The organism is Tsuneonella amylolytica (assembly GCF_003626915.1).
Taxonomy (GTDB): domain Bacteria; phylum Pseudomonadota; class Alphaproteobacteria; order Sphingomonadales; family Sphingomonadaceae; genus Tsuneonella; species Tsuneonella amylolytica.
This window is the reverse complement of record NZ_CP032570.1, coordinates 2,045,001-2,069,722: the sequence shown is the minus strand read 5'-3', so window position 1 is coordinate 2,069,722 and position 24,722 is coordinate 2,045,001. Positions and strand designations below refer to the sequence as shown.

Here is a 24,722-nt window from a genome sequence, read left to right as displayed (position 1 = left end):
CATTACGAAAGGCTTATTCGAATGCGTAAAAGACAATAAAGTTCAAGCGGTTAAGTCGAGAGACTTAACAATTTGCATCGGAAACCAGCCTCTGCCCAAATCGGTCGACTGCTGGGCATACCGTCGGTTCCTTTCTAACGCTCTTTGTTAGGAACGCGAAACAGCGAACGACCCGGCTCTCGCCCGGTCACCGCCTTCCCAAAAGCGAATGTTTACCCTTTTTGACTACGATGCTGGAATGCCCGTTCGCAAGCCCTTCCGCGCGGTCCCGATCACGCTTGGCAAGCGGTATCGACGCGAGGCAAAAGCAGCCGAGCGAAAGCGGGTTGCGAAGGTCCTTGCGGGTGCTGCGTTATGCGGTGCCATCCTCGGCACAGGCAGCCTTATTGTGATGCAGGGCGGCTTGCAGGCGACCAGCAACGTAGCGCGCCCAGCAGCTGTATCCTTAGGCCTCGAACGCGCCCGAGCTCCACAGGAAGGCGATTACTGGTCCGGTTGTGACGTCGCACGTGCGGCTGGCACTGCCCCAATATTCATCGGGGAGCCTGGGTATCGCGAGGGCCTGGACGGCGACAGCGACGGGATTGCCTGCGAACCCTACCGATTTTGATTCTTGGCGCCACTTCGATGCTCGCGGTGCCGTTCGAGATTGTTCCACCGGGGCTCTTCTTCTTCGATCAGTGCCTCCGCAATCCTGCGAATCTGACCAGGCGGCAGGTCGAGGAGAGCGATCTGCATTTCGATGGAAGCTCGATGTCGGTGGATCAGACGCCCAGCTTCGTGGTTTTGCCAGGTCCCGTTCGGCGCACAGTACGCTCTAAGTCGGGCTGCTAGCGACGTTTTGGTAGCCGACCCAAGGAACATCGTCTCCCCGTGCATCTGAGCGCGATAGAGGCCTCTACTACGACCCCAACCGACGAACTTCGCAGTCGTCCAGTTCGGGACGGGCTGCCAGCAGATTTGATCCTTCGCGTTGTTCATTGCTCAACTCCGGAAAAAAAATCCAATGAAGGAGAAGCCCCTCCCGACCCGCAGGCCGAGAGGGGGGGGAGAGGTTAGATTGCCATTTTAGCAGCGCCAGCTTCCACGGCTGCAAGAAGTGTGTCGTTAGCTAGGTGCGAGTAGCGCATGGTCGACTGATGATCGGCGTGACCCAGAATGCGGCCCACAGCGAACAAATCGATTCCCGCATTGATCATGAAGCTCGCTGCCGAGTGGCGGAGGTCATGAATGTGGAGTCCGTGCAGCCCTGCTGCCGCTCGGGCGGTTTCCCACGGATGCTTAATGTCCGTGTAGGGTCGCTTGCTCGACGGGTTGGGAAGTAACCACGGGCAGTTGTCGAAGCGCGGCAATTGCTCGATCACCTCGACGGCAGTCGTGCTGAGCGGCACATAACGCGACTTGCCTGTCTTCGACGTCGGAATGAACCAGGCCCGCCGATCAAGATCTACGTCCACCCACCGAGCATCAAGCAACTCGCGTTTCCGCGCACCGGTCAGCAGCAGAAGCCGAACGATGTTGTACAGTTGCGGATTGAGCGAAGCCTGAGTTGCCTTCAACAGGCGTGCGGCTTCCTCGGCAGTGAGAAAGCGATCACGCGCGTTGGCCACCTTCGGGCGCTGGATGCCCCGGACGGGGTTCGCCTTCACTCCCGGCGTTTGCCATCGAAGAGCAAGCTCGAACGAACGATTGAAGATCACGCGGATTTTCTCGACCGTAGCCGGAGCAAGGCCACGTGCACGAAGGTCTCCGAGCCACTTCGCGATGTCCGGCGTATGAATCTCGTCGAGGCGCTTCTTACCCCACTTCGGCCGAACGTGGACGCGAAGGACAGACTCGGTATTGCCGGGATTGCGTGAGTAGGTTCGCACGTACTCCAGATGTTGATCGGCGAGCGTAGCGTAGTTCGGGATCGCCTTTTTTTCGGCTTTCTGGCCGGCTGGATCGCCGCCAAGTGTCACCTCCGCCCGCCAGCGCTGGGCACGTTTCTTGGCTTGATCGAACGTCACATCGCCGAATCCGGCAATGCGACGCTGCCGCAGTTTCCCATACGCGTCCTGGTAGCGGAACGCGTAGCTGGAGGTGCCGCTCGCGTGGACTTCGAGCACAAAGCCCGTGACCGTGCGATCATAGTAGTCAGTGCGCTTACGGCCAGGGAGACACCGGGCGGTAAGGCAAAATGAGTGGTCGAGATGAACTCGTGGCATATGAATTTCCTTCGGAAAGGGCGATAAATGCCGAACCGCGGAGCGCCGCGTCGCCGCGGGCGGGGTCCAGGGACGGCGGGGATGGCCGAGCGGCCGTGAGCTTAAGAGAAAGCGGTTTTGACAAGCGTTGGAGTGGGTCGGGCACATGCTGCACACCGGCCCGCCGGAAGCCCGGCCCGCCAGAGGGACGCAACCCCGCCGGCGAGCTGGGAACCTGGCATCCTGGCGACCTAGCCGCCGTCCTCCTGCTTAACGTGAAGGCGATAAACCTTCGCCCCCCGCGCCTCCACGGAGTAGAACCATCGATGGTGGTAAGGGTCGTCGCCAGTGTACCGATCGAGCACGGCAAGTACCTGGCTGCGGCTAGCGCCCAACTCCGCACCAACTTTCCGGACCAGGGCCATCTTTTTGGCGCACCCGCCAGCGATCTCTGCGGAAATGCCTTCGATCAGGTCGATGTCGGAGCGGTAGCGCTGCCGCGCTTGCTGCTCTTCATACTCGTCAGTCGTGACCAGCCGCACGGACGCGTAGCGGGCCTCGTAGTTGAGGCTAGGGTCGTCGTCGTAACCGTAGGCCTCCTCGAAGTTCCGGCCACGGCGCTTGCGGAATTGAAATTGCACGAGTTTGAGCCCGTCGTCGGTACGATCTTCAAGGGGCACAAGGAGGCAGGCCGCGTCGAAATCTTCGACCACGTCAGAGGTTCCGCCGTATACCAGCTGACCGTCCGGCCCCTCGTTCTTCCGCGTGTGCGCCAAGGCTAGAAACGTCCCGCCTTTAAGCACGAAGCGTCGCACAACGTCACCGAAGGCAGCCGACCCCTTCTTGTCCATCAGATCGACAAATTTCTTTAGCGTGTCGACGATGATGACCACGTCGCCGCAATCATCTTCAGCTATGAGCGATGTGATGGACGCTGATAGTTTCCGAACGTCGAAGCCTTGCATGCCCGGCACAAGCGTATGGACACCGACCTCGGCAAGGATGGAGCGTTTCACATGCACGCCCTCCAAGCTGTCGTCCGCGTTTACATAGTAACACCGCTGAGGTACCACCCGCCCGGCCTCGACGGCCTCCGCGACCAGGTGCAGGGTCAGGAGCGTCTTACCGGAATTCGGCGGCGCGTAGATGACGGTCGCCTGGCCGGAAAGCACTACCAAACCGAGCAAGGGACGGCTCTTGACGGCCTCGTCGCCCAAGTCAGCATCGAGAATGCTGAACTCGTCGAGAAGGGTCCCCCCGACAACCTGCTGGGGCAGGTCACCGGGGGAACTTTCAACTTCGCTTACGCCATCGAGGGTGTCGAATTCCGCCAGATCTCCAGCGTTTTGAGGCCATTCGCCAAGCTGAAGATCGTCGCCTTGCGGAAGCGCGATCCGATCGCCGGAAAAGCGAACCTCGCCTGCCGCTTTGAAATGCGATCTGATGGCGTTGGCCGGTAATTCCGGATCGAGAGCGTAGAGGTAGAGACGATGATCACCGTCGAATTTGGCAAGAATATCGGGGACTGTGCCAATTGCCTGCAGCGCACGTCTAAGCGAAAGACCTGAGTCAGCACCGACACTTGTGAAAGCGATGGTGCCATCAGGAATATCCCCCCATAGCTTTCCATCGCTATCTTGACGCACATTCTTAAAACCGAACGCTGTCCAATAGCGCTCGGCCTCGCCCGGAGGCGATGTATTTCCGTTATTCATGGGGAAACCCCCTTCAAACTGACGCCCATCGTATGGGCTGTTTTAAAGGCGCTCCAGGCGCGTAGGTCAGTCAAAAGAGAAGTCGTAGATCGCCTACCCTGAGGATCGGCGCAGTAATGATATTGGCGTTTGGGTGCCGCTCGTCAAGTGCTGCAGGTTGCCAGGATTTCAGGTTCCCGGCCCTGCGACGTGCTCCGCGCAAGCGTTGGCCAGCGCCGATGTCCCCACCGCGGAACGCGAGATGAAGATAATGTAGGCGAAACCATCGTCGCCAACGGTGAAAAGCAGCTCGAACCAACGAGGATGGATTTCGAGCCAATCCCAAGCTGGCAGATAGTTCGGGTCACCATAGCTGGTGCCGTCGAGCAAGTTATCGAGCGGGCTGAACCCGAGTGCGGCAATCATCGTTTGCTTGGTGTCGCCACTCTCTGCGACCGCGAAAACTGTGAGGTCGATTAGTCCGCTTTCACGAGCGGTGACAAGATGCGCTTGAATAAGCGACCGTAACTTCGCGTCGGCCAGCGACCCGATGTCAGTGTGATCTACGATACGCATTACAATTCCCTTCAGGCATAAAAAATGCGCCCGAGGCGGGATGCCTGGACGCTGCGTTTGGTCTGGTTGTGAGGGCGGACTAGGAGCGGATCAGAACGATCCAGCCGAACCCGTCGTCGGACACGATGAACACCTCTTCGGTCCAGCCGGTGTGCTCCTCGCGGTACTCGTAGAGGTCGGGATCGAGGCCGAGGGCGGCCGGCGTTTCGCCGCTCTTGCCCACCGCAATCGCTGCGATGTCCTCAAACTCGTAGTCGGCCAGCCGTTCCAGGTGCGGTCGGATGATGGGCTCGGTCTCTCGGCCCAAGGGTGTGACGAGGAAGGCATCGACCTCCCGCGCTGTTCGCAGTGTGATCATCGTGCGGGCTCCAAAAAAAAAGGGCCCCGGATCGCTCCGGGCCCTCGATGGGTTGATGGTGTTGGTTGCTAGAAGGCCGCGATAACCTTCACGTCAGGTTGCCCCGCTATGCGAAGCGGTATCTCGAAGTACGTCTGTACGTTCTTCTTTGCCTGCGCCCTCGCTGCATCGACCATGCCCTTGCCCTGAGCCTGCTTGATGAGCGCCCTTCGCGCTTGGGCGTAGTTGAGCTTGCGGAGAGACTCGACCTGGTCGTCGCTATAGGTCAGGATGCCGCCGTTGATGGTCGTCGCGTTCTCAGGCTGAAAAGCGATTGCGCCCATCTCCAGCCGCGGCAGCTTCACCCTGACGATCTTCTGTGCCTCGTCGTAGTCAGCGTCGCCCAGCGACATTTTGGACAGGCCGAGGTGATACGTGACAACGGCCGGGACGATCAGCGTCTGGCTGCCTTTGAAGATCCACCACTTAGCGCGATCGACCTTCACGGTGGCGGTACCCTTGAAGGACCACACCACCAGCTTGTTCTCGGCCCTGAGGCTTTCGACCGTCGCCGAGAGGATCGTCTTTGTGTCGACCTGGAAGAAGCCGGTGTGCTCGACCTCGTTGTCGAGGAGCTCTCGTGGCGCGGCGTAGTATCCCGCGCCGAGCGCGATGGAGTGAGTGGCGATGATAAGGGGCATCTGTGAACGCATCGGAATTCCCTTCGGACAAAGAAAAGCCCCCGGAGGTCATCCGAGGGCTTGGTAGGGCGGCAGATTTTGCCGCTCCTTATAAGATGGCTCCATTTGCGCGCCGACTTAGTGCACACTTTCTCCGCCAGCTGACCGTTGCAACAGCTTGTGGATGCGCTCGATGATCGCCTGGAACGTGCGCACTCCCGCTACGTCACCCTCCGCCAGTAGTTCGTCGCATCGCATGGCCGCGATCACCGGAGCATCCTCTTGGTATCGGTTAACGTAGGCGTTCGCGCACGCCCAAAGTTCCCAATCGGTAGTCTTCCTAGCGAACGATTGCTCGTCGATATCCGGCTGCTTGCGCTTCGGCCTCTGTACAGAATATCTCCTCAGGTCGCGTAGCCTCGTAATACGGCATTCCTGGCAGATGGTAGATCCACTGGCCGCGGCGGTTGCGATTTCCCTTAATCGCACATCGCCCCATCACGGCCGGCGCAGCGGCGTTCGTCGAATCTCTCGCCGGAGGCGCACGATAGCCATGCATTTGTTCCACTAATTCAGCTCGAGTCCGCCGGTAATCTGCGGGCAGGAGAAACGTCGAATCCCAGATACCCAGCCGAGCAGTCTTTGCCCTCGTCTCGTCCGCGAGATAATCTTGGCTGTAGGCTTGAAAGGCGGTCGCCCATCCATAGGCAATGAGCGCGCGATTGAGCTCGACCCCGCCAGCTTCACAGACAGCGACCGTTCGCCCAAATTGATCAAAGCCACGACCGCGGCAAACGACCGTTTTGCCCTCTATCATGGAACGTAGTTTGCCGGTTGCAGCCTCACCGCAGGGCCACTCCCTGCCCTCCCGGCTGCAAGTCTGTCGGCCTTCAGGAGCGTCGATCCCAAAAAGTCGGATTGTCGTTTCGCCTACGCGAAGGGTGTCGCCGTCGACGACACCAGCCTGCCCCACAACCGTCTGCGCGCTGACCGGGCCAGCAAAGCAGACGGCTGCTAAAGCAACTGCAAAAATTGATCGCATGCAATAGGCTTACATTATTGCCCGAGGATTGCGGCCTTTTTCTTTTGAAACTCTTCGGCTGTAATAATTCCATCGTCGCGGAGTTTAGCGAACTTGGCGAGTTCGTCGGCCGGCGAAACGGACATCACCGCTTGGACCGGGGCCGGATCGGTCAACGGCGGCAGGTCGGGAAGGTCGGCGTCCGTGACCTGCGCCCGGAATTCGCGGGCGATAGTCATTTTGAGTGGCTTACCGCCTCTAACGATCTCGACCTCATATTGCTGGTTTTTGGCAGCTTTACGCATCCCATCGAGCAGATCGCCCCCGCTTTTGATTTTCTCCTTGGCCAGACGAACGAGGACATCGCCGTTCTGAAGGCCGGCTTTCTCAGCAGGCGATCCGGGTTGAATCGACGTCAGCGTTACCCCTTGATTGCGGCTCGTGGGTTCGAAGCCGGACCCTATGAAGGCGTGGTTGGGAAAGGTGGTACCGGGTGGGAAATGGGCCCCCAGGTTACCAAAAAAGTTCATGACGTTGTTATGGTAGTTCGCGGCAGTCATCTCTTCTGTTCGCACCTGGCCAAATGCCATTTGCGTTTCCATCCATCCAGTGGCCTGCACCCGGCTGCGCTGGCCCAATCCAGCAATGTTGAACCGGAGGAACTGCTTTGGCGGCGTCGAGTATTGATTACCCATCGCGAGGGCGGCAAGAACGGATTGCATCGTCGACATCCGCGCCTCGCACACGACCATCGTCGAGGTAGTGTTAACAAGTGTCCAGCCGACGTTTGCGCAGCCATTGGCGATCTTGTCGGAGGTTTCCGTCACACCTGTATCGAAAATGGCCTCGGTCCGTCCTGACGGCGTGACAGCATAAGGTTCGTCGGCATAAACAGGCGTGAGCGGAACGGTGGCAGCGAACGCCGCTAGAGTGATAACAAGCTTTTTCATGAGGACCCCCTGTAGTTCTCAGGCCCTCTATCGTGCGATGATGACTCTTTCGTCAACGACTTGTTTCGGTGTTCGGAACTGGTTTTAAGGCCCCAACTTGGTTCGCACGACTGACGTTTGATAGTTAATTGAGAGGTGAGGTCATCTGCAGCCAAATGCCCAGGACCACACTTCAGATCGCTCTGGGTCAAATTCTTACGGAGCCAGTCGCAGTTCCTTCACACAGATGCGCACGAGACGCACTTCTGGCGTCTCGAGCTTTTCTAGAGCAGTAGCGCCGAATGAAGCGATCTTATGTGTCGATCGGCTCCCGCGCCCTGTCGCATCTTTCTGACGCGGAACTGCTTGGACAGTTGGCGGCTGGCTTACCTTTTTCCCTGGAACCGACACAGCGGGCGGCTTGGGAGTTTCAAATCGAGCACCTCCGGCGCCTCGCCGAAGACCTTCCGCCAGCACATTTCTTTCTGGAGTTTCTCATCCCAAGGATGGGGAGGCGAGCAGACCTTATTGTCATCCTGGGAGGTCTCGTTTTCGTCATCGAATACAAGGTCGGCGCACGCACCTTTGACCGATCGAGCCTCGACCAAGTTTATGGCTACGGTCTGGACCTCAAACACTTTCACGAAACAAGCCACGGCGCGACCATCGTCCCAATCCTCGTGGCTACTCATGCCGATGCGACCGAGCAAAACGAACTGAGATGGGATGAGGGCAGCCTCGCTCGGCCATTAAGAGTGAACGCCAGAGGCCTAGCGCCAGCGATCAATTTTATCTGCCGTGTTTGGGGCGGGGATGACCTCGATCCCCATGAGTGGGCCGCGGGTCGGTATCGACCCACGCCTACAATCGTCGAGGCTGCTCAAACCCTCTATCGAGGGCACGATGTCGAGGAGATTTCCCGTTCGGAAGCCGGGGCAGAGAATCTCACGCAAACCGCCGATTACGTCGCGCAAGCCATTGAAGAGGCAAAACGCTCGGGTCAGAAAATCATCTGCTTCATCACCGGCGTTCCAGGCTCTGGAAAGACGCTCGCTGGTCTAAACCTCGCCACAGCACGGCAGCGGGCTCACAGCGACGAGCATGCGGTTTTCTTGTCGGGCAATGGGCCTCTGGTCGAAGTGCTACGAGAAGCGCTGGCCATCGATGCCGTCTCCCTAGCGCGAGCGGCTGGTCGTCAGACTTCCAAGGTGCAAGAAGACCGTCGAGCCGCGGCCTTCATCCAGAACATTCATCACTTTCGCGATGACGCTCTAACCTCAGACGCGGCGCCCGTAGAAAGGGTGGCGATCTTCGATGAGGCTCAGCGGGCCTGGGACGTCGCTCAGACTTCGAAATTCATGCAGCAGAAGAAGGGCCAACTTGGCTTTTCGATGTCCGAACCGGAGTTCCTGCTGAGCGTGATGGATCGACATGACGGCTGGTGCGCAATCGTGTGTCTCGTCGGCGGTGGCCAGGAGATCAACACGGGCGAAGCGGGGATCAGTGAATGGCTCAGAGCTCTAGACCGTTCCTTTCCTCACTGGCTCGCGTACGTGCCCCCGACCCTCGATCGCCAGCTCGTCTTAAGGAACGAAGTTCAGGCGCCAGCTCTGCACCTCGCCACCTCTCTCCGGTCCTTCCGTGCCGAGCGACTATCAGATTTCGTGGGAGCAGTGATCGAGGGGAATGCCGAGGCGGCGAGGGAGTTGGGCGAGACCCTCATCGACTTTCCTTTGATGCTCACGCGCGACATCGAAAAGGCTCGCGCCTGGCTGCGAAGCAAAGCCCGCGGCAACGAGCGCATTGGCCTGCTAGCTTCCTCTAACGCCGCTCGGTTGAAGCCGCATGGCATCTTCACGAAGGCCAAGATCGAACCAGCAAAATGGTTTCTTGCACCCTCGGATGACGTACGGTCATCCGATGCCCTGGAAGATGCCGCGACCGAGTTTGACGTGCAGGGCCTGGAGCTCGACTGGACTTGTGTTTGCTGGGACGCAAATTTCCGCCGAAACGACGACGGTTGGGAGAGCTTCCAGTTTAGAGGAACGCAGTGGCAGGCGGTCAACGACGTCGATCGTAAAACTTACATAGCAAACTCTTACCGCGTTTTGCTCACCCGTGCACGGCAGGGTATGGTAGTGTTCGTGCCAGAGGGTTCGAAGACAGACGGGACTAGGCGCGGGGAGTTCTACGACCTTATTTTCGACTTTCTGAGACACTGCGGCTTGTCAGAAGTCTGAGCCGAAGTTTGGCAGGTCCGCAAAGCGCCCTAATGTCGGCCATTCGGGACGGCGCGGTATCCGCCTGAAAGCCGCCGTACGTTCAGGCCAAGTTCGGAAACGATCAGTATCGCATCCGGCGAGCGATCTTCGCATCGTTGTCCTCCCACTCCGCTTCGCTCAGGTAGGACTTCTCAACGCCCCGTAAGATCGCCGCGACGCGCGGATGGGTATATTCCATCGCGTCAGCCCACCCTCGGTATTTTGCGGCCAGCTCACGTTCCTGAGCGCCGCCCTCGCCACGCCAGTGGACGCCACGCGCGTTGCGGAGCGCCACATGGAGTCCGCGTTCGATATGTTCGTTGGCAACTTGCTCTAGAGCGTCGCGCACAGCGAGTGTCGGCCACACGCCGTCTTCGGCGGCTGGAGCGGTCGAGAAGACCTTGCCGATCATTTGATCGCCGATGTCTTGGCGAGCGAGGCTTGCAATGGAGGCTCGCGCTTGTTCTACCCATGCGATCAGTGTCGATGCCTCCAAAACTCCGTCAGGCTTCGTTGGAACCAACTCGATCGCCTGCAACAGCTTGTAGCTGGCTGTAGCGCGATTGGACCGCAGCTCCTCATTGTCGAGCAGCAGTTCGGACGGGTCCACGCCATCATCATCCCGTTTGAATGCGAATGCAATCGCTTGCACGAGCATCTCAGGGTGCAGCGAGATCGCGCGCGAAAGGTTGCTCGGTTTACCATCGCCATGATCGAAGATGTCGATGTACGCGAACTCAAGTCCTGCCATCTCTTCGGTGGACATTTGGGCGCTTTTGTTCAGCACTTCGAACGCGTCACGAAGGTGATGCTGCTGCAGCATATAGGTTCCGGATGGCTCAGGTGATTTGGTCATGGCGAGGAGCAGGTCATAGACAAGCCGAGCGGGCAAATCCTTGAGATCAAAATGGGCCAAGAGAAATGCCGCGCGCGGGCGACCAACCGCCATCAGACGCGGTACAGCGATCTTGAGATCTTCGACATCACGGCTCCAATTCGGGATGACGGTGTTCCAATACGCATCGGCAATCGCCGCGCCGGACTCATCCACCAGCTTCCACGTCGCGCGATCAAACGGAGATAACGTCAAAAACTCTCCGACTTGATCCCTAGGCAGTAGATCGACGACCTGACGCAGAACTCGATCTGCGCTGTTCTGAACGGACGAAGCCAGCGCGCCTGACAAAAGAGAGGCTCGTGGGCCGGACAATTTTTGGCTAGCAGCCAGCTCCGTCAATGTTGATGCGAGCTTGTCCTCATCATCGATCACCTTCGCCAAAAACCAGCCTACATTGTGGCTGGCCTGACCCCGTTCAGCGAGCTGGAGCACGGCTTCAATTCCCCCATACGAGAACACTTCCTCTACGGCGGCTGTCCTCAGCTTCCCGATACGAGCCTCGCGCTTGGTGTAATCGAAATCCTCGTCTGAAAGCTCCTCAGACGATTCATCGACCCACGTTTGGCGAAACAGCCATTCGTGACGGAGGACCGGGTCGGTCGGTTGCAAATCGTCGTACAGCTTGCGCGCGCGATCGTCGGCCGTTGCGCCGGCGGACTTCCGGCGCTTCATCACCCGGTTGGTCAAAGCCGATGTGCGGATTTTTTCGCGGAGATCGGCCTTGTCGGCTTCGCTTGCCGTGGCAACCCAGCGTTCAGCCACATCCCAGACCTTGCTTCTGAGCTCGCCGTCGATCGCTTCGAGGCAACCAATCAGATCACCTATAGTCTCGCGCGTATGCGCGGGCCACGCGAGAGCAAGCTCGAATGCGAACAAGGCGAACTCGTTATCTTCACCTCGTGTAATCGGATTGCCGAGGCCGTGACCATCCGGCCGCCAACGCGGCTTGTGGCTGTAGTGACCGATGCGAGAATGCGCCGAGAATTGCTCGATACAGATGGGCCACGCCACCGCTGGATGCTTCACCACCAGCTTGGCGAGCGCAGCTTTGCGATGCTCCATCTTGGCCCCCGTCTGGGGCATCCACGACCGAAAAATCGAGGAGAGACTACCGCTAGGCTTGTTGACCAGGTTGTCGTCAATCACGCGCTCCGCCAGTCGGCCAAGCACCAGTACCGTCCGCATGAAGAATTCGTCGGTCCATGCCAGATTCTCCAATGCCCAAAGAAGACCTGTGCGGTGCGATCGGCCGAAGAGAATGTCGCCGATTGGCCTCATCAGTTCCAGCGTCACCGGCTCAGGCGTCGCCAGATCGGCTTCAATCAACGAGAGGAATGTTTCCGGTGCTGCCTCGGAATAAAGGGGCAAATTATCGACCTGAGACTCCAGCGCCTTCCGCGTAAGCGGCGTGAGAAGATCCCTGACCAATTTGCTCGCGTGCGCGGCCGTATCGAAGCTCAATCGGGCTTTGAATAACGCCGGGCCATACACGGCAAGCAGAACGAGCGTCTCCGCCAAGCCTTCACGGAGTGCCCCGGAAATCTCGCGGGTTTTACCGTAAATGCCCGCAGCCCATTGCTGCTCTTCCGGTAGATCGAGGGCTGGGTCATCTTCCGAAAGAACGAGTGCCGCCACATCAAAAAAGCGTCGCAAATCCGCTTCGGTAAAACGGCCTTGGATTGCGAAAAGGGCGTCGATTTTGGAGACGACGCCCCGGTATTGGCCCGCCGACCAGACGGGAGCGCTGTCCAGTGGCAAAAGGGCATTGAGACGCCGCTCAAGTTCGTCGAACGGCACGTCGCCAGAGATGATTTCCAGCATGGCGCGGTCGGTCTCGTTCGTCGCCTTCCAAGCGCCCGCAAGCACAAACGGAATCAGATTAGAGGCCGTTTGATCATCGGATGCCCAGTCAGGCGTTCGAACGGCTGGCAATTTTGAAAGTCGACGACGAAGGACAGTAGGCGATCGCCCAGACTCGCGACTGAGCTTGTCGATGCGATCTTTCTCCAGACCCATCGCTTCCAGCGCCTTGTTGAACGATTCATAGCTGAGCGTTTCCAGCGTGATGTCGGGGTCCGACGTGGTTGCATTGCGCGGATAGATGATGATCGACGGCATAGATGCGCGAAACGGTGCGAACTCCTTCTCAACGTCGCGGGATTGGATAACTGGGATGAAGTTGGCGAGCGGGCTGGCCAGTTTGCTAAGTGTGCCTGGCTCGCGGAACACGATGATGCGGTCGCGGTATGCCCCTAGTTCTGGATCGCTGGTGGCAAACGCGGCGCTCAGGAAGGCAACAGCTTCATCTTTCGAATCCGCGGAAATGACGACGGGCTGAAACGGCTCTGCGGTCATCATGCGGACCAGCGTGGACCGGAAGCTATTTACCGCGTCGGCAAACAGAAGAGGATTAAGTGGTGGGTCGCAGTCTGCCCCCCAGAGTAGATTGGCAGCGTCCAGCGAGATCGCGCCGCTCGCGTCTTGACGCGTCTCATGGGCGAACCACGTTTGGCCCGCGATCGACTGCTCCAGCCACTCTTCAAGGTTGCTCGAATCGTAAACGCGAACATCTTTCCAGAGACCTTTCGCCTTGTGGGCTTTGACCCACGCTTCCTTCCCCGCCCAAGGCCGTGGCGTGACGAACACGAACGTCATCTCGCTCCGCTGTTTCGGCGGGATGGCTTTCACGCTTTTGGTGAAATCGCCATCGGCCTTGCCTTTGATGTCTTCGGTAACGCCAAACTCCCAACCGGAATGGCCCGATGGAACCCAAGGTGTCGCCTGCGTTGCCGTAACCTCTCCATCCCAACCAGAGCGCTCGCTATCGTCATTGCCGGGGAACTCGACCTTGGTCAGGCCGACCCCAGTCGAGTTCACCAACGTTCTGATGAACACAGCCAGCCGTTGGCGAGGGGTGACGCCCGTCGTCGCCCACCGGGTGATGTCGGCACCCTTAATCTGCAAAAAGGGCGGCACATAAGACTTGGTAATCGCCGCCGAGCGGGCTGTGGTTTTGGCAGCGTCCCACGCGCTTTGGACATCAAGTAAAGTGCGGGCAGACACGCCGAAAGCTCGTTCTAATCGAGCCGCCATCTCGGTTGAGAGATCCGCTTTCCCGTTGAGAAAGTTTGAGAGCGTTGGACGGCTGACATCGATCAGCTTGGCCGCTGTGGTGACGTTGGTGCCAACGGGAATGATGTTTGTTCGGACATATTCGCCCGGATGGATAGGTTCGTTTTTCATACGTGTAGTGTATCACGCTACACCACGCATATCAATGGTAATGTAGTGCGACGCGCTACACGCTACACGCTACATCAAGATCTAGGTTAACGTCATTTCCAATCCTTTTCGACACCAACGCCCAGACCGTCTGAAGTTTGGGTTTGCCGGCTCTCACGCTGAAAATGCGCTGACTGCTGACGGTCAAGTCTCGCCGTCAACTGAGAATAGGATGGTGTCCGATCCGCTCGTTCAAGTGCCGTAACCTGTCAGTCCGCAACCGGCCCATTGCCAGCCGTCCAACTTCTTCGCGTGAATGTAGGTTAACCGTGGGATGTCGTGCGGAAGTGATCTGCAAACTGCCCCACAGGCCTTGAAGCTCAATGAGTTCGTATCTTTGGGGATATCGACTGTATGTCAAAGTGGGCACTACGTGGGCAGGCCTAATTTCCTACTCAAAGCGCCCCAAACAGGACCCAAGCAGCGCTCTCAGCCGAAAGGCCGTTGCGCCCAACCCGCCGGATTTGTTTGTTGAAAGGCTGGTGCCGCTTACAGGACTCGAACCTGTGACCCCATCATTACGAATGATGTGCTCTACCAACTGAGCTAAAGCGGCATTCCGGCGGCCTCATATCGACAGAGCAGCGGGGCTGCAATCCGTCGCGAACCGCAAAAGAATGGAGGCCCGAGCCGGAATCGAACCGGCGTGCAAGGATTTGCAGTCCTCTGCGTAACCACTCCGCCATCGGGCCTCGTTCCCCCGGCGGCGCGTGTCCGCAAGGGGAAGCGGCCCCCTAGCCGGTCGGCGCACGCCATGCAATCGTGCAAAAGCTTGCCGTTTGCCATGCGGCCGGCGCTCGCTAAGGCAGGGCCATGCGATTCTCCGAACTCGTCGCGGCAGTGCCCGCGGACAGCCGCCCGGTCACCATTCCCGGCGCCGACCGCTGGATGCAGGGGCGCACGCTGTTCGGCGGCGCGTCGGCGGCGCTCGCGCTCGAGGGTATCCGCAAGGCGATGCCGGACCTGCCCCCGTTCCGCGCCGCGCAGGTCGGCTTCGTCGCGCCCGTGGGCGCGAACCTCGTGTTCTCGGTCGAGATGGTCCGGCAGGGCCGCAACGTCACCCAGGTACGATGCGACATCGCAAGCGACGACAAGCTCGCGCTGACTGCGCTGATGCTGTTCGGCGAGAGCCGCGAGCCCAACGCCGTCCACCCCGCCGGTAAGGCCGATCCCTGGCCCGGCGCGCCCGAAGAGAACGAAGACGTGGGGATGAACAATCCCAACTTCTTCACCAGCAACATGGAAATCCGCCGCGCGCAGGACGAGACGGGGAAAGGCGTACCGATCGTGCGCCGATGGGTGCGGCTGAAAGATCGTGAAGGGCTCGATCCCGTGACGCAGGCGATCGTGCTGGGGGATGCCTTGCCGCCGGGGTCGATGCGCGTAATGCAGCGGCAGGGTCCGCTTTCCAGCATCAACTGGAGCTTCAACCTGCTCGATCCCGAAGCGCGCACGCGCGACGGCTGGTTCATGGCCGAGGCGGCGAGCGACCATGCGGACCACGGTTATTCCAGCGAACGCCTGCGCCTATGGAACGCCGACGGCGAACAGGTGCTGGCGGGCATGCAGGCGGCAGCGATCTTCGGCTAACTAGACGTCCTCGTACGCCGCCTTGCGCTTCTGCATGCCGGCCATGACCGCTTCCATCTGATTCTTCGAGCCGAGCAGAGGGTGCTGTTCGAGGCTCTCATCCATCAGCAGGTCGTCGGTCGACTTGTCGGCCATCGCGTTGATCAGTCGCTTGGCCCCGCGCATCGCGTGGGGGTTGCGGTCGGCGATAGTGGCGGCGATCTCGGTCGCCCGGGCGTGAGGGTCCGCCTCCACATAGGTCGCGAGCCCAATCGCGTGCGCTTCCTCGCCGGAGAACTCGCGGTTGGTGTAGGTCAGCTCGCGCAGGACATCGTCGCGCACCAGGCCGCGCCACAGCGCGATGCCGCCCATGTCGGGGACGAGGCCCCACTTCATTTCCATCACCGCCATGCGGGTATCGGGCGCGACCACCCGGATGTCGGCACCGCTGGCGATCTGCAGCCCGCCGCCGAAGCAGACACCGTGGACGGCCGCGACGACGGGAACCGGCAACTTGCGCCACTGCATCGCGACCTGCTGCGCGCGGTTGGCGTTCCCGTAGGTCCGCTCGGTGAGCGGCGGTTCCTGGCTGCGGTCGCGGCCGCCGCCGAAGCTGGCAAGGTCGAGCCCCGCGCAGAACGCGCGGCCCTCACCCGATAGAACGACGGCGCGCAGTCCCTTCATGTCATGGAGCGCTTGGCCTGCTTCGATCAGGCGGTCGAACATCTCGCCGTCGAGCGCGTTCATCTTCTCCGCGCGGGTCAGGCGAACCTGCGCCACGCCGTCTTCGCCCAGTTCGATCCGCACCCGGTCGTTTTCGCGCATCTGCATCGCCCGTATCCTCGCCACGTTTCCCGCATCGTCGCGCAAGCGGGCGGGCTTGTCTAGGTGGCGCCGGTCGCCCCGCCGAAGCCCTTGCGGGTCATCGTGCCCCAGCTCTGCTGCTTGCGGACGAACTGCCACCAGCCCTGCAGCCGCCAGAAGTTCGACAGCTGGCGATAGCCGAAGTTCTCGATCACCGCGATCAGCGCGAGGATCGCGAGTTCGCGGGCGCGCGGAAAGCGGCGGAGTTGCACCTCCTCGAGGATCAGCGTTGCCGCCGATACGAAGATGCCGAACGTGAAGGTCGCGGCGAGAAAGGCGAGCAGCCACGGCCACGCTAACAGCTTCAGCGCCCAAAGCAGGGGGATGAGCAGGTAGCCCAACACCTCGACCAGCGGGCCGACCACGTCGACCAACAGGATCTGGAAGAACCCGACAATGCCGATCCGGCCGTAGCGCGGGTTGAGGCACATCGTCTTGTGCCGGACGAAGCATTCGAGCGAGCCGCGCTGCCACCGGCTGCGCTGGCGGCCGAGGACCCTCGCGTCTTCCGGGCATTCGGTCCAGCAGACCGGCTCGGCGATGAACTCGATCCGGTAGTCGAGCTTGAGATCGCGCATGTGGCGGTGAAGCTTGAGGACGAGATCCATGTCCTCGCCCACCGTGCCGTGGCTGTAGCCGCCGACCTCCACCACGCGTTGCCGGCGGAACAGCCCGAACGCTCCCGAAATCACCGTCAAGACCTGCATCCTGCCGAGTGCCAGGCGGGCCATCAGGAACGCGCGCAGGTATTCCATGATCTGGACGAGCGCGAAGAAGTTGGTCGGCAGGCGCACATGGGTCACGCGCCCGCTGTCGATCGTGCAGCCGTTGGCGATGCGGATCGTGCCGCCGGCGGCCACGGTCAGTTCGGGCTCGTCGATGAACGGGCGCACCACGCGCAGGAGGGCATCGGATTCGAGGATGGAGTCGGCGTCGATCGCACAGACGAGGCTGGCGCGGCAAGCGTTGATGCCCGCGTTGAGCGCGTCCGACTTGCCGCCGTTTTCCTTGTCGATGACCAGCAGGCGCGGCTGGCGGGGGCTGGCGTAGAACCCGCGGATGGGCTGGTGGGTCACGCCGCTGTCGATGAACCTGTCGACCTTCTCGAGGCCGAACTCGGCGATGACCCGGGCCAGCGTGCCGTCCTTCGATCCGTCGTTGATCAGCAGCACCTCGAAATCGGGATATTGCAGCGCGAGAAGCGAACGGACGCTTTCGACGACCGTCAGCTCCTCGTTGTAAGCGGGCGCCAGCACGGCGATCGGCGGCGCCTGGTCCGAATAGCGGCGCCACAAGGTCGCCCCGCGCGGCACCGGCGGGCGGTTTGACAGCGCGAATGCGGCAAACACGAGCTGGACGATGTAGAAGGCGATCTGAGCGAGGCCGGTGAAGATCACGACCGCGGCGATCCACTGCGCCCCGTCGAGCATCCACTGCTTCGCCCATTCGGCGTATTCGAAACTCACGCCAGCCCCCGCTCGGCCAACGTCTGCTTCGCGGCTTCGCGCGCCAGGTCGCTGCCGTCCTCGAGGGCATAGTGCAGCGCGTTCCTGCCCGACCGGCCGAGATGGGACAGCGCCTCCCCCGCCCGGAAACGGACCCACCACTCCGGGTCGCCAAGCAGCTCGCCCAGCTTGTCGCACGCAGCCACCATGCCCGACTTGCCGGCAGCTTCCGCTGCGGCAGCACGGGCCTGCCACCAGGGGCTGTCGAGCCCGCGCCGGATCGCCGCATGGCCGCCGGGATGCCCGATGCGCCCCAATGCGCGATAGATGCGCGGCTGCAACGCGCTGTCCTCGGTCGCGGCGTCGGCCATCCATGCGACGAGGGGGGCGTGCTCGACCCGGCCGCTGGCCGCGAGCGCGTCGGTCGCGGCAAGCTTGGCGGAATCGGGCAGCGCGGGGTCGTAGAGCATGGCCTCCACCCCTTCCGGATCGCTTTCGACCAGATCGCGCATGAGCGAAACGACCAGCAGCGAGCGTTCGGTGGTGCCCAACCCCAGCTTGCGGACGAGTTCGGCGGCCGGAGGCGCCACTTGGTTCTGCGCCAGCGCCAGTGCGGCGCCGAGCCGGACGTCGGGGTTGCGGTCGTCGAGCATGGCGGTCACCGCGTCTGCCTCGCCCGGAAACATGGCGAGCGCTTCGGATGCCATCAGGCGATCCTGCGGCGTTCGGCTCTTGAGACGTTTGCGCAGGACCTCGACCACGCCCAACCGCTCGGCGTTGGCGAGGAGCGCCTCGCGATCGGAGCCGCGCACGAGTTCGGTCAATTCGATCGTCAGGCGAACCGCTTCGGTGCGGGCCAGGGCGCTGTCGGGCCGGCCGATGTCGCCGCCTTCGAGAAGCAAACGCGACAGCCGCCGGCGTTCCTCCGCCCGGCGGTCCGTCCGGGCACCGGAGATTGCACGGCCGATCAGCAGCGCCAGCAGCGCAAGCAACGCCACTCCGCACAGCGCGAGGCTGAAGTTCCACAGGGCGACGAGCGTGGTCAGAACGCCGCCTTCACGCCTACGCGAACTTCGGTGCGTTCCGCCCCGCCCTGCCGCCACTCGTGCGACAGCCCGCCGGTGAGTGCGAACGTGTCGGCCAGCGGCATTTCTCCGCCGCCGAAGAGCGAAGTGACCCGCGTCACGATGCCGAGATCGGTGTCCGGGCCGTTGGCGATGCCCGCGTAGATGCGGGCGCGATCGCGCGGCGCGTAGTCGACGCGGCCGAGCGCGCCGAGCTGCAACGGTCCGCCATCGGCCACTGTCCCGATGCCGCGCAGCGTAGCCCACGCCTTACCGCCGGCGAAATACTGGACGATGCCCGGATTGATGGTGACGACCTCCTGCAAGGGGAAGCGCTGCCAGCTCGCATCGAACGTCAGCACGGTCGGGTTCGCGCTGGGCTTGAGCCGGTAGTCGATGCCCGCCCCCGCCTCCAGTTCGGGCCGGAAGTCCGCGTTCGGCGTGCCGCCCGCGAATGCACGCAGCCACACGTTGCGCGATGGGTGCAGGCCAACCCGGCCGACGAGCTCGACGTCCTCGCGCCCGAACCGTTCGTACCAGCTTGCCCGGCCGCCGATGCGCGTGTGTGTGGAAACGGACGTTTCCCCGTCGAGCGTGACTTCCCGCCAGTCGCGGGCGCTGCCGGTCAGGTCGCTCCAGGCGCCTTCGAGAGCAAGCGTGGCCGGTGCGCGATCGGTATCGGCCGCCTGCGCTCTCGCAAGCCCGTCGCGCGCGTCGGCGTAATCCGGGGCTATGGCCAGCGTTGCGCGGAAGTCTGCCTGTGCCCCGCGCCGGTCGCCCCGGGCAAGCCGCGCGTAGCCACGCTGAACAAGCGCGTCGGCATCGGCCGGATGCGCCGCGATCCAGCGGTCCAGCAGTGCCTCGGCACGGACCGGATCCCCGGCCTGACGCGCGGCGACCCCGGCTTCGTAGTCGTTCTGTTGCTGCGCGAGACCCGGCGAGGCGATCGCAGCCGTGCCGAGGGCGAAGGCGCCCAGAAGCGCCTTCACGCGCGCACCGCGAGCATGCGGGCGAGGCGGATCATGAGTTCTTCGGGCATGAAAGGTTTCACCAGGTAATCGTTCGCGCCCAGTTCCAGCGCACCGACGACATCCTTCTCGCCGCGCCGGGCGGTGAGCATGATGACGGGAATGTCCTTTGTCGCGGGGTCGGCCCGCATCCGGCGAAGGACTTCGAACCCGTCATGCACCGGCATCATGGCATCGAGCACCACGGCGTCGGGTTTTTCGTCGGCCGCGAGCGCTTCCAGGGCCTCGCGCCCGTCGTTTGCCGACACGGTACGGTAGCCACGCGCCGACAAGCGGAACTCGAGCAGTTCGACGAGCAACGGCTCATCATCGGCGATCAGGATCAGGCGTTCGGCGGTCATACCGGTTTCATACGTTCTCAATCGGGAAGAAGCGGTTAAGCATATCGCATGACAACCCACTAGCGGGGCGGTTCATCGCTGCAGCCCCCGTTGCCGGCTCACCATTCGCCCACATTGGGCATCGAAACCCATGGTTCGGCTGGCGCCAACCGCTCGCCCTGTTGCAAAAGCTCGATCGAGATCCCGTCGGGCGAGCGAACGAACGCCATGTGCCCGTCGCGCGGGGGCCGATTGATCGTCACGCCCCCGTCCGCCAGGCGCTGGCACGTCGCATAAATGTCTTCGACCCGGTACGCGAGATGCCCGAAGTTGCGGCCGCCGGTGTAGTCCTCCGCCGGCGAGCCGTCTTGCGGTGGCCAGTTGTAGGTCAGCTCGACTTCGGCCTGCGCACGCTCGCCCTCCCCCGCCAGATCTTCGTCGGCGGCTAGGAATATAAGCGTGAACCGCCCTGCCTCCACGTCGAAGCGCCGCGTTTCCTTGAGACCGAGCAATTCGAAAAAGCGCAGGCTGGCGTCCGGGTCGGTGACGCGGAGCATGGTGTGGAGGTAGTGCATCGGGGCAGTCCTGATTGAGGAGGGTTTGAGGAACCAATCCTCGCCCATCGGCAGCGTTCCAGCGGGGGAGGACGAATACGGGCCGAGTGAGTCCTTCGTGCCGGCCCTGCCGAGCGAATGGAACGGGGTTTGATCGCACAATGGTTCGTAGTTCGGACGGCTACGAAGCCTTTCCAGAACGCACAAAGGCCCGTCACTCGAAAAGAGCGACGGGCCTTTGTAGGTTACTGGTTGCGGGGGTTGGATTTGAACCAACGACCTTCAGGTTATGAGCCTGACGAGCTACCGGACTGCTCCACCCCGCGGCACCGTACGATTTGTCCGCCCCGGCGTGCCGAGAACAGACGAAAAAGCCGCCGCGCGGTTTGCACCGGCAGCGGCTTTCTGAAATCGTGAATGGGTTATCCCGCTATCGCTGGCTGCAATGCCTGGCGACGACCTACTCTTCCAACGCTTGAGCGTTAGTACCATCGGCGCAGTCCGGTTTCACGGCCGAGTTCGAGATGGGATCGGGTGGGTCACGGACGCTATAGCCACCAAGCAATGGAGCCAGCGAAAGGGGTTTAATCGATGCATGTTGTATGATGAGCGTCTGGCTGTGAAATCCTCCAGACAAGCCCGCAGGCCTGTCGTTGATGGTGGAATTCCCAAGCATGAACAGAACTATTAGGACCGGTTAGCTCCATGCATTACTGCACTTCCACACCCGGCCTATCAACGTCGTGGTCTACGACGGTTCGATGATTGCTTATCTTGAGGGAGGCTTCCCGCTTAGATGCTTTCAGCGGTTATCCCGTCCGTACATAGCTACCCTGCTGCACCGTTGGCACGATGACAGGTACACCAGAGGTACGTTCACCCCGGTCCTCTCGTACTAGGGGCAACTCCTCTCAACAATCGACGCCCACGGCAGATAGGGACCAAACTGTCTCGCGACGTTCTGAACCCAGCTCACGTACCACTTTAATTGGCGAACAGCCAAACCCTTGGGACCTTCTCCAGCCCCAGGATGTGATGAGCCGACATCGAGGTGCCAAACGATTCCGTCGATATGAGCTCTTGGGAATCATCAGCCTGTTATCCCCGGCGTACCTTTTATCCGTTGAGCGATGGCCCTTCCACGAGGGACCACCGGATCACTATGACCGACTTTCGTCTCTGCTCGACTCGTCAGTCTCGCAGTCAGGCAGGCTTATGCCATTGCACTCTTGCAGACGGTTTCCAACCGTCCTGAGCCTACCATCGCGCGCCTCCGTTACTCTTTAGGAGGCGACCGCCCCAGTCAAACTACCCGCCACAGAGGGTCCCAACACCGGCTAACGGTGCGTGGTTAGACATCAGAAAACAGCAGGGTGGTATTTCACCTATGGCTCCACATCGGCTGGCGCCAATGCTTCAAAGCCTCCCACCTATGCTACACAACTCTTTCCTAATGCCACTCTGAAGCTGCAGTAAAGGTGCACGGGGTCTTTCCGTCTAACCGCGGGTACTCCGCATCTTCACGGAGAATTCAATTTCGCTGAGCATATCCTGGAGACAGTGGGGAAGTCGTTACGCCATTCGTGCAGGTCGGAACTTACCCGACAAGGAATTTCGCTACCTTAGGACCGTTATAGTTACGGCCGCCGTTTACTCGGGCTTCAATTCGGAGCTTGCACTCCTCCTCTTAACCTTCGAGCACCGGGCAGGCGTCAGACCCTATACGTCGTCTTGAAGCCGACTTAGCAGAGTCCTGTGTTTTTGCTAAACAGTCGCTACCCCCTGGCCTGTGCCCCCCACCAGTGCTTGCGCATAGATGGGGCCTCCTTCTTCCGAAGGTACGGAGGCAATTTGCCGAGTTCCTTCAGGATACTTCTCTCAAGCGCCTTGGTATACTCTACCTGACCACCTGTGTCGGTTTCGGGTACGGTCTATATGGAGAGGCTATTTCCTGGAACCACTTGGCTGCCCGACCAATCCAATAAGGCCAGACAACTTCCATGATCCGTCACACATCTCCAGGCCCACGAATATTCACGTGGTTCCCATCGACTACCCCCTTCGGGCTCGTCTTAGGGGCCGGCTAACCCTGCTCCGATTAGCGTTGAGCAGGAACCCTTGGTCTTTCGGCGACAGGGCATCTCACCCTGTTTGTCGCTACTCATGTCAGCATTCGCACTTCCGATACGTCCACCGTCGGTTACCCTTCGGCTTCACTCGCTTACGGAACGCTCCGCTACCGCTCAGATCAAAGATCTGAACCCTAAGCTTCGGTGCATCACTTTAGCCCCGATACATCTTCGCCGCAGGAACCCTTATTTAGACCAGTGAGCTGTTACGCTTTCTTTAAAGGATGGCTGCTTCTAAGCCAACCTCCTGGTTGTTTTGGGATTCCCACATGCTTTCCCACTTAGTGATGACTTGGGGACCTTAGCTGTAGGTTAGGGCTGTTTCCCTTTTGACGACGGACCTTAGCACCCGCCGTCTGTCTGCCGGATAAGACTCGATGGTATTCGGAGTTTGGTTAGGTTTGGTACAGCTCGCGCCGCCCTAGCCCATCCAGTGCTCTACCCCCATCGGCATACGTCCGACGCTCTACCTCAATAGATTTCGCGGAGAACCAGCTATTTCCCGGCTTGATTGGCCTTTCACCCCTAAACACAGCTCATCCGAGAATTTTTCAACATTCACCGGTTCGGTCCTCCAGTGCGAGTTACCGCACCTTCAACCTGGCCATGCCTAGATCGCCGGGGTTCGGGTCTAATGCATCATACTCAGTCGCCCTATTCAGACTCGCTTTCGCTGCGCCTACACCTATCGGCTTAAGCTTGCATGATACACTAAGTCACTGACCCATTATGCAAGAGGTACGCGGTCACTCCCTAAAGAAGCTCCCACTGCTTGTAAGCATTCGGTTTCAGGTACTGTTTCACTCCCCTAATCGGGGTGCTTTTCACCTTTCCCTCACGGTACTTGTTCGCTATCGGTCACATACGAGTATTTAGGCTTGGAGGGTGGTCCCCCCATGTTCAGACAGGATTTCACGTGTCCCGCCCTACTCGAGTCCTTCAACATCACTTTCGCGTACGGGGCTGTCACCCGCTATGGCCACTCTTTCCAAAGTGTTCCGCTAGTTGAATTGAAGGCACTGGCCTGGTCCCGGTTCGCTCGCCACTACTACGGGAATCTCTGTTGATGTCTTTTCCTCCGGGTACTGAGATGTTTCAGTTCCCCGGGTTCGCTTCACCAAACCTATGTATTCGGTTCGGTGATACCCTATCCACCTCTTACCGATCCAGCCGAAGCTAAACCGATAGGAAATGGTGAGGGTGGGTTTCCCCATTCGGAAATCGCCGGATCAAAGTTTGCTCACAACTCCCCGACGCTTATCGCAGCGTGCCACGTCCTTCATCGCCTGTATGTGCCAAGGCATCCACCAAATGCTCTTACCTCACGCTTGAGAATCCACACCATCAACGACAGGCCTGCATAATGCCTGACGCCTCACGATGGCGCGGAGGATAATCTCAGCCAGATATTACATCTGTAAAGTGTCGCATAAACCGCACGTCCGTAGACCTGCGGCGTCATGCGCCACGGCATCGATTAAAAACCCATTCACAATGTCAAAGACGCGGGCGGCAGATCCACCCACTACCGGCCGAAGCCGGATAGCTTTTCGTTTCATCCTGGAAATCTTGGTCAAGCCGCTGGTGGAGCCTATCGGGATCGAACCGATGACCCCCTGCTTGCAAAGCAGGTGCTCTCCCAGCTGAGCTAAGGCCCCATGAGCGACAAGAGTGGTGGGCCTGGGAGGATTCGAACCTCCGACCTCACCCTTATCAGGGGTGCGCTCTAACCAACTGAGCTACAGGCCCACACAGCACCCGATCGGCCAATAGGCCGCGAGGGGCGTGAGCCGGCTCAGGCGTCACACGCGAAGAAACCCCGCGGTGATTTTCCAGTGATGAAAGGACATGAGGACGACGGCAGTGTTCTTTGGAAAGGACGAAG

Annotated in this window: 17 protein-coding genes, 5 tRNA genes and 2 rRNA genes; 3 read left to right on the top strand and 21 right to left on the bottom strand. The window is 60.4% G+C overall.

Annotation, left to right across the window (positions count from 1 at the left end; all coding sequences use genetic code 11):
* The first annotated feature begins 208 nt into the window (after positions 1-208).
* On the top strand, positions 209-610 hold the full coding sequence (locus D4766_RS14160) for an excalibur calcium-binding domain-containing protein (protein ID WP_325049079.1): 402 nt from the start codon (positions 209-211) through the stop codon (positions 608-610).
* A 445-nt stretch (positions 611-1,055) separates the two neighbouring features.
* Here the strand turns inward: D4766_RS14160 and D4766_RS10150 are convergent, their stop codons facing one another.
* The 7 genes from D4766_RS10150 to D4766_RS10120 all read right to left on the bottom strand — a co-directional run bounded on the left by D4766_RS10150 (position 1,056) and on the right by D4766_RS10120 (position 7,444).
* Positions 1,056-2,207 (bottom strand): site-specific integrase, encoded by a 1,152-nt coding sequence (locus D4766_RS10150; RefSeq protein ID WP_267896422.1) that lies wholly within the window; start codon positions 2,205-2,207, stop codon positions 1,056-1,058.
* Between the two features lie 230 nt (positions 2,208-2,437).
* Complete coding sequence (locus D4766_RS10145) at positions 2,438-3,901, bottom strand: AAA family ATPase (protein ID WP_120717348.1); 1,464 nt, start codon at positions 3,899-3,901, stop codon at positions 2,438-2,440.
* Positions 3,902-4,069: 168 nt separating this feature from the next.
* Positions 4,070-4,456, bottom strand: coding sequence for a hypothetical protein (locus D4766_RS10140; RefSeq protein WP_120717347.1), 387 nt, complete (start codon positions 4,454-4,456; stop codon positions 4,070-4,072).
* A gap of 79 nt (positions 4,457-4,535) precedes the next feature.
* Entirely contained in the window at positions 4,536-4,814 is a 279-nt protein-coding gene (locus tag D4766_RS10135) for a hypothetical protein (RefSeq protein ID WP_120717346.1), read from the bottom strand.
* A gap of 68 nt (positions 4,815-4,882) precedes the next feature.
* Positions 4,883-5,506, bottom strand: coding sequence for a DUF4230 domain-containing protein (locus D4766_RS10130; protein WP_120717345.1), 624 nt, complete (start codon positions 5,504-5,506; stop codon positions 4,883-4,885).
* Positions 5,507-5,813: 307 nt separating this feature from the next.
* Positions 5,814-6,515, bottom strand: coding sequence for a thermonuclease family protein (locus tag D4766_RS14240; protein ID WP_120717344.1), 702 nt, complete (start codon positions 6,513-6,515; stop codon positions 5,814-5,816).
* A 14-nt stretch (positions 6,516-6,529) separates the two neighbouring features.
* Positions 6,530-7,444 carry a PDZ domain-containing protein gene (locus D4766_RS10120; RefSeq protein WP_120717343.1) on the bottom strand — a complete coding sequence of 305 codons (915 nt, stop codon included), beginning with the start codon at positions 7,442-7,444 and terminating at the stop codon, positions 6,530-6,532.
* Between the two features lie 281 nt (positions 7,445-7,725).
* On the opposite strand from D4766_RS10120, the gene D4766_RS10115 reads away from it, so the two are divergent.
* Positions 7,726-9,663, top strand: coding sequence for a DUF2075 domain-containing protein (locus tag D4766_RS10115; RefSeq protein ID WP_162935739.1), 1,938 nt, complete (start codon positions 7,726-7,728; stop codon positions 9,661-9,663).
* A gap of 103 nt (positions 9,664-9,766) precedes the next feature.
* Here D4766_RS10115 and D4766_RS10110 read toward each other — a convergent pair whose 3' ends face one another.
* From D4766_RS10110 to D4766_RS10100, 3 genes are all read right to left on the bottom strand, one after another.
* On the bottom strand, positions 9,767-13,825 hold the full coding sequence (locus D4766_RS10110) for a HigA family addiction module antitoxin (protein WP_120717342.1): 4,059 nt from the start codon (positions 13,823-13,825) through the stop codon (positions 9,767-9,769).
* A 519-nt stretch (positions 13,826-14,344) separates the two neighbouring features.
* Positions 14,345-14,420 (bottom strand) — tRNA-Thr (locus D4766_RS10105).
* 62 nt (positions 14,421-14,482) lie between these two features.
* A tRNA-Cys gene (locus tag D4766_RS10100) sits at positions 14,483-14,556 on the bottom strand.
* 121 nt (positions 14,557-14,677) lie between these two features.
* Between D4766_RS10100 and D4766_RS10095 the strand changes: the two genes are divergently transcribed.
* Complete coding sequence (locus D4766_RS10095) at positions 14,678-15,454, top strand: acyl-CoA thioesterase (RefSeq protein WP_120717341.1); 777 nt, start codon at positions 14,678-14,680, stop codon at positions 15,452-15,454.
* On the opposite strand, the gene D4766_RS10090 is transcribed toward D4766_RS10095, so the two are convergent.
* From D4766_RS10090 to D4766_RS10040, 11 genes are all read right to left on the bottom strand, one after another.
* Positions 15,455-16,264 carry a crotonase/enoyl-CoA hydratase family protein gene (locus tag D4766_RS10090; RefSeq protein ID WP_120717340.1) on the bottom strand — a complete coding sequence of 270 codons (810 nt, stop codon included), beginning with the start codon at positions 16,262-16,264 and terminating at the stop codon, positions 15,455-15,457.
* Between the two features lie 53 nt (positions 16,265-16,317).
* Positions 16,318-17,763: a glycosyltransferase family 2 protein gene (locus D4766_RS10085; RefSeq protein ID WP_199798084.1), complete on the bottom strand. Its 1,446-nt coding sequence runs from the start codon at positions 17,761-17,763 to the stop codon at positions 16,318-16,320.
* A complete protein-coding gene (locus tag D4766_RS10080) occupies positions 17,760-18,845 on the bottom strand; it encodes a HEAT repeat domain-containing protein (RefSeq protein WP_162935738.1) in 1,086 nt (361 codons plus the stop codon). Before D4766_RS10080 ends, D4766_RS10085 begins: the two co-directional genes overlap by 4 nt.
* On the bottom strand, positions 18,785-19,795 hold the full coding sequence (locus D4766_RS10075; RefSeq protein WP_120717338.1) for a YaiO family outer membrane beta-barrel protein: 1,011 nt from the start codon (positions 19,793-19,795) through the stop codon (positions 18,785-18,787). The genes D4766_RS10080 and D4766_RS10075 overlap by 61 nt, the downstream gene beginning before the upstream one ends.
* Positions 19,792-20,175: a response regulator transcription factor gene (locus tag D4766_RS10070; RefSeq protein ID WP_120717337.1), complete on the bottom strand. Its 384-nt coding sequence runs from the start codon at positions 20,173-20,175 to the stop codon at positions 19,792-19,794. Before D4766_RS10070 ends, D4766_RS10075 begins: the two co-directional genes overlap by 4 nt.
* 98 nt (positions 20,176-20,273) lie before the next feature.
* On the bottom strand, positions 20,274-20,729 hold the full coding sequence (locus tag D4766_RS10065; RefSeq protein ID WP_120717336.1) for a VOC family protein: 456 nt from the start codon (positions 20,727-20,729) through the stop codon (positions 20,274-20,276).
* 228 nt (positions 20,730-20,957) lie between these two features.
* Positions 20,958-21,034, bottom strand: a tRNA-Met gene (locus D4766_RS10060).
* Positions 21,035-21,155: 121 nt separating this feature from the next.
* A 5S ribosomal RNA gene (gene rrf, locus D4766_RS10055) occupies positions 21,156-21,270 on the bottom strand.
* 105 nt (positions 21,271-21,375) lie between these two features.
* A 23S ribosomal RNA gene (locus tag D4766_RS10050) occupies positions 21,376-24,168 on the bottom strand.
* 251 nt (positions 24,169-24,419) lie between these two features.
* Positions 24,420-24,495: transfer RNA gene (locus D4766_RS10045), tRNA-Ala, on the bottom strand.
* 14 nt (positions 24,496-24,509) lie between these two features.
* Positions 24,510-24,586 (bottom strand) — tRNA-Ile (locus D4766_RS10040).
* Positions 24,587-24,722: the final 136 nt, after the last annotated feature.